Source organism: Actinotalea sp. C106 (assembly GCF_023630195.1).
In the GTDB taxonomy this organism is placed as follows: Bacteria; Actinomycetota; Actinomycetes; order Actinomycetales; family Cellulomonadaceae; genus Actinotalea.
Map to the genome: position 1 here is coordinate 1 of NZ_JALPKN010000305.1, position 3,560 is coordinate 3,560.

Genomic DNA, 3,560 nt, shown 5'->3' on the forward strand with positions numbered 1-3,560 from the left:
GTCGCCGCCTCCTCCGGCGCGGCAGGGGCGCTGGGACGGGCCGCGGGCTTGCGCGCGGCGGGCTTCTTGGGGGACGCCTCGGCGGCCGGCGCAGAGCCGACCGGGTAGGCGTCACGCAGCTTGCGGACGACGGGCGGCTCGATGGTCGACGATGCCGACCGGACGAACTCCCCCATCTCGTTGAGCTTGGCCATGATGGCCTTGCTCTCGACCCCGAGCTCCTTAGCGAGCTCGTAGACGCGGACCTTTGCCACAACTCTCCTGTCTCGGCCCGCCCGGACAGGGTGGACCGTCGTTAGTGCTGGGTACTCATCGCCGGGTACTCATCGGGTGCCCATCGGCTTCCAACCCGCTTTCCTTCTCGATGAACGGCGGACAGGCGCGGTCAGTCGACCGGGCCACCCTCGACGTGCTGCCGCACGGCGGCGATGTCGAGCGGACCAGCGCGCAGAGCACGCGGGAGAGCACGACGCCGTTCGGCGAGGTCGAGGCACTGCGGGTCGGGGTGCAACCAGGCTCCCCGACCGGGACGGTCACGGCCCGGGTCCACCACGGCAAGATATCTCTCACCGACGACGACACGGACGACCCGCAGCAAGGCGGACCGCTGGCCACGTCCCCGGCACCCCACGCACGTGCGCACCGGACCCTCGGGAGGATCCGTGGCGAAGCCGGTGTCGGCCGCGCCCTGTGGTGCACGTTCTGGGGGCCGGACGCGCGGTCCAGCCCCAGAGAGTCTAGCGCCCTTGGTCACGGCGTGGGACCGGAAGGCTCCCCAGCACCGTCCTCAGGGTCCCCCGAGGCCTCGGCCGGGGCTTCCTCGGCACCCGGGGTGTCGGGCCGGATGTCGATCCGCCACCCGGTGAGCTTGGCCGCCAGCCGAGCGTTCTGCCCCTCCTTGCCGATCGCGAGGGAGAGCTGGAAGTCGGGCACCACGACGCGGGCGGCACGGGCGGCGGCGTCGACCACCGTGACCGAGGTCACGTGGGCCGGCGAGAGGGCGTGGGCCACCATCTGGGCGGGGTCGTCGCTGTGGTCGACGATGTCGATCTTCTCGCCGTGCAGCTCGGCCATGACGGCGCGGACCCGCGAGCCCATCGGACCGATGCACGCCCCCTTGGCGTTGAGCCCCGCGACCGAGGTCCGGACGGCGATCTTGGTCCGATGCCCGGCCTCGCGGGCGATCGCGGTGATCTCGACCGAGCCGTCAGCGACCTCGGGGACCTCGAGCTCGAAGAGCTTGCGGACCAGTCCCGGGTGGGTGCGCGACAGCGTGATCGACGGACCCTTCGCGCCCCGGGAGACGTCCAGGACGTACGCCCGCAGCCGTTCGCCGTGCACGTACTTCTCGGTCGGCACCTGCTCGTGCGCGGGCAGCACGGCCTCCGTGCCCCGGACCGCCACGAGCACGGTCCGCGGGTCGCGGCCCTGCTGGATGACCCCGGCGAGCACCTCGCCCTCGGTGCCTCGGAAGGCCCCGAGCACCTGCTCGTCCTCGGCGTCGCGCAGGCGCTGGACGATGACCTGGCGCGCGGTCGCGGTGGCGACCCGGCCGAACCCCTCGGGGGTGTGGTCGAACTCGGGCCCCGTGCTAGGTGCGTCGGGGGCCACCTGCCCCTCCTCCAGCGGCGGCTGCTCGAGCCGTTCGCGGGCCCACACGGTCACGTGGCCCGAGCGTCGGTCGACCTCGACCCGGGCCTCGGGCAGAGCCCCGGGCGTGCGGTGGTAGGCCGAGAGCAGGGCCTGCTCGATCGCCGACAGGAGCGTGTCGAGGCTGACGTCCCGCTCGTGCTCCACCAGACGCAGCGCGGTCATGTCGATGTCCATCAGGCGTCGCCCTCCTCGTCGTCCTCGGTCCGTCGGAGCTCGACGCGGACCGCACCCCGGACCACGTGGTCCAGGGGTACCTGCTGGGTGCTGCCGGTGCCGGTCTCCAGGACCACCCCGTCCTCTCCCGCGTCGAGGAGTCGACCCTCGAGGGTCGACCCGTCCCGCGTGGTGAGAGCGACGAGGCGGGTCCGGGCCCGACGGAAGTGACGGAGCTCGGTGAGCGGACGGTCCGTCCCCGGGGTGGAGACCTCGAGGACGTGCTCGCCCCGCACGGGGTCGGCGGCATCCATCGCGGCCGAGACCGAGCGCGAGACCTCTCCGAGCGTGTCGAGGTCGAGACTGCCGACGGCATGCTCGTCCAGGTCGAGGACCACGCGGACGACGGAGCGCCGTCCGGCGGGGCTGACCGTCACCTCCTCGAGGTGCAGGCCCGCTGCCTCGACGACCGGCCGGACCACCTCGCGGACCCGATCTGCTGGACCAGAGCCTGCGGACGTGACCATGTTCGCCTCCCGTGGGTCGGTGCGGGCCACCCGACGTGGATACGACCCTCTTGACTTGTCGCGGCCCAGCCTAACGACTCTCGCGGCCCCCGACGTGGCAGGATCGCCCGCGATGCCCCCTGCACCCCGACCGCAGAGCCCCACGTCGCCCTCCCCCGGCCCCGGGCTGCGTCTCGGCGCGCTCCTGACCGTCGGGCTGCTGCTGGCTGGTTGCGGCCTGCGCCTGGAGACCCCGCACCCGGACCCCCTCGAGCCGGACGCCGTCGAGACCGTGCGGCAGCGCACGACGGCCGACGCCGTGGCCCTCGGGGTGCTCGCGCGCCGGACCGACCCCGAGGGCGAGTCTGCGGCGACGGGCGTGCTCGAGCAGGTCGCCGAGGCCTCCGAGGCCCATGTCGCGTCCCTCGGCGGTCTGTACGACCCCGGTCCCGGCTACGCGCCGACGGCCGACCCCGAGGACGCCGCTACCCAGGAGGACGCTACCCAGGAGGACGCTGCGGACCGGAGCGGCACCAGCGCCCAGGACGGTTCCGGCGAGCAGGACGAGGCCGAGGATGACGCGGAGGCGGAGGCTGAGGACGAGGGGGACGAGGGCCCGACCGAGGCGCTCCCGGCCACCCTCGAGGACCTGACAGCCCTGCTCGCCCAGACGGCCGCGACCGCGCGCGACGACGTCCTCGACGTCGAGGACGGTGACCTCGCGCGGCTCCTCGCGTCGATCGCGACCTCACGCCTGCTGCTGGCCGAGGCCCTGGCCGAGGCGACGCCCTCGACCCAGGCTCCGCCCTCCGGGACCGAGGAGCTCGAGCCGTTCACCATCCCCGAGGAGCTGCCCTCGGGGCTCACCGCCGCCGACGTGACGGTCCTGGTCCGCTCCGAGGATGCCGCCGGCTACGCCTGGGAGGTCCTCGCCGCACGGTCGAGCGAGGCGGCACGGAGCACAGCAGCTCGCCGGGCAGCGCTGCACCGTCAGCGCGCCGAGGCCTGGGCCCAGACCGGAGCCCTGAGCGGGACCGGCATCGACCCGCGCCGCAACGTCTACACGCTGCCGGAGACCCTCACCGCGACCGAGGACCTCACCGCTGCCCGGGCTGCGCTCGGGGAGGTCGAGGAAGGACTGACCCGGACCTACGCGACCCTCGTGGCCACCGTGGGCCTCGAGGACCGCTCGGCGATGCTCGCCGGGCTCACCGACGCCGCGCGGGCGGCGGCCGCCGCCGGGACGAC

5 protein-coding genes are annotated in these 3,560 nt (G+C 73.9%); 1 reads left to right on the forward strand and 4 read right to left on the reverse strand.

Features of this window, described 5'->3' with window-relative positions:
• The 4 genes from L0B03_RS15335 to rimP all read right to left on the reverse strand — a co-directional run.
• Positions 1 to 254: translation initiation factor IF-2 N-terminal domain-containing protein (locus L0B03_RS15335; RefSeq protein WP_250447371.1), on the reverse strand; the 254-nt coding region annotated here is incomplete at its 3' end.
• A 131-nt stretch (positions 255 to 385) separates the two neighbouring features.
• Complete coding sequence (locus tag L0B03_RS15340; RefSeq protein WP_250447375.1) at positions 386 to 598, reverse strand: DUF448 domain-containing protein; 213 nt, start codon at positions 596 to 598, stop codon at positions 386 to 388.
• Positions 599 to 750: 152 nt separating this feature from the next.
• Positions 751 to 1,827 carry a transcription termination factor NusA gene (gene nusA, locus L0B03_RS15345; protein WP_250447378.1) on the reverse strand — a complete coding sequence of 359 codons (1,077 nt, stop codon included), beginning with the start codon at positions 1,825 to 1,827 and terminating at the stop codon, positions 751 to 753.
• Positions 1,827 to 2,363 (reverse strand): ribosome maturation factor RimP, encoded by a 537-nt coding sequence (gene rimP / locus L0B03_RS15350; RefSeq protein ID WP_250447381.1) that lies wholly within the window; start codon positions 2,361 to 2,363, stop codon positions 1,827 to 1,829. The genes nusA and rimP overlap by 1 nt, the downstream gene beginning before the upstream one ends.
• Before the next feature lie 82 nt (positions 2,364 to 2,445).
• Here rimP and L0B03_RS15355 point away from each other — a divergent pair.
• The coding region (locus L0B03_RS15355) for a DUF4439 domain-containing protein (protein ID WP_250447385.1) at positions 2,446 to 3,560 on the forward strand (1,115 nt) is incomplete at its 3' end.

Bases quoted from the DNA above. Each gene is read 5' to 3' on its own strand.
- nusA (WP_250447378.1), bottom strand. From the start codon at position 1,827: ATGGACATCGACATGACCGCGCTGCGTCTGGTGGAGCACGAGCGGGAC.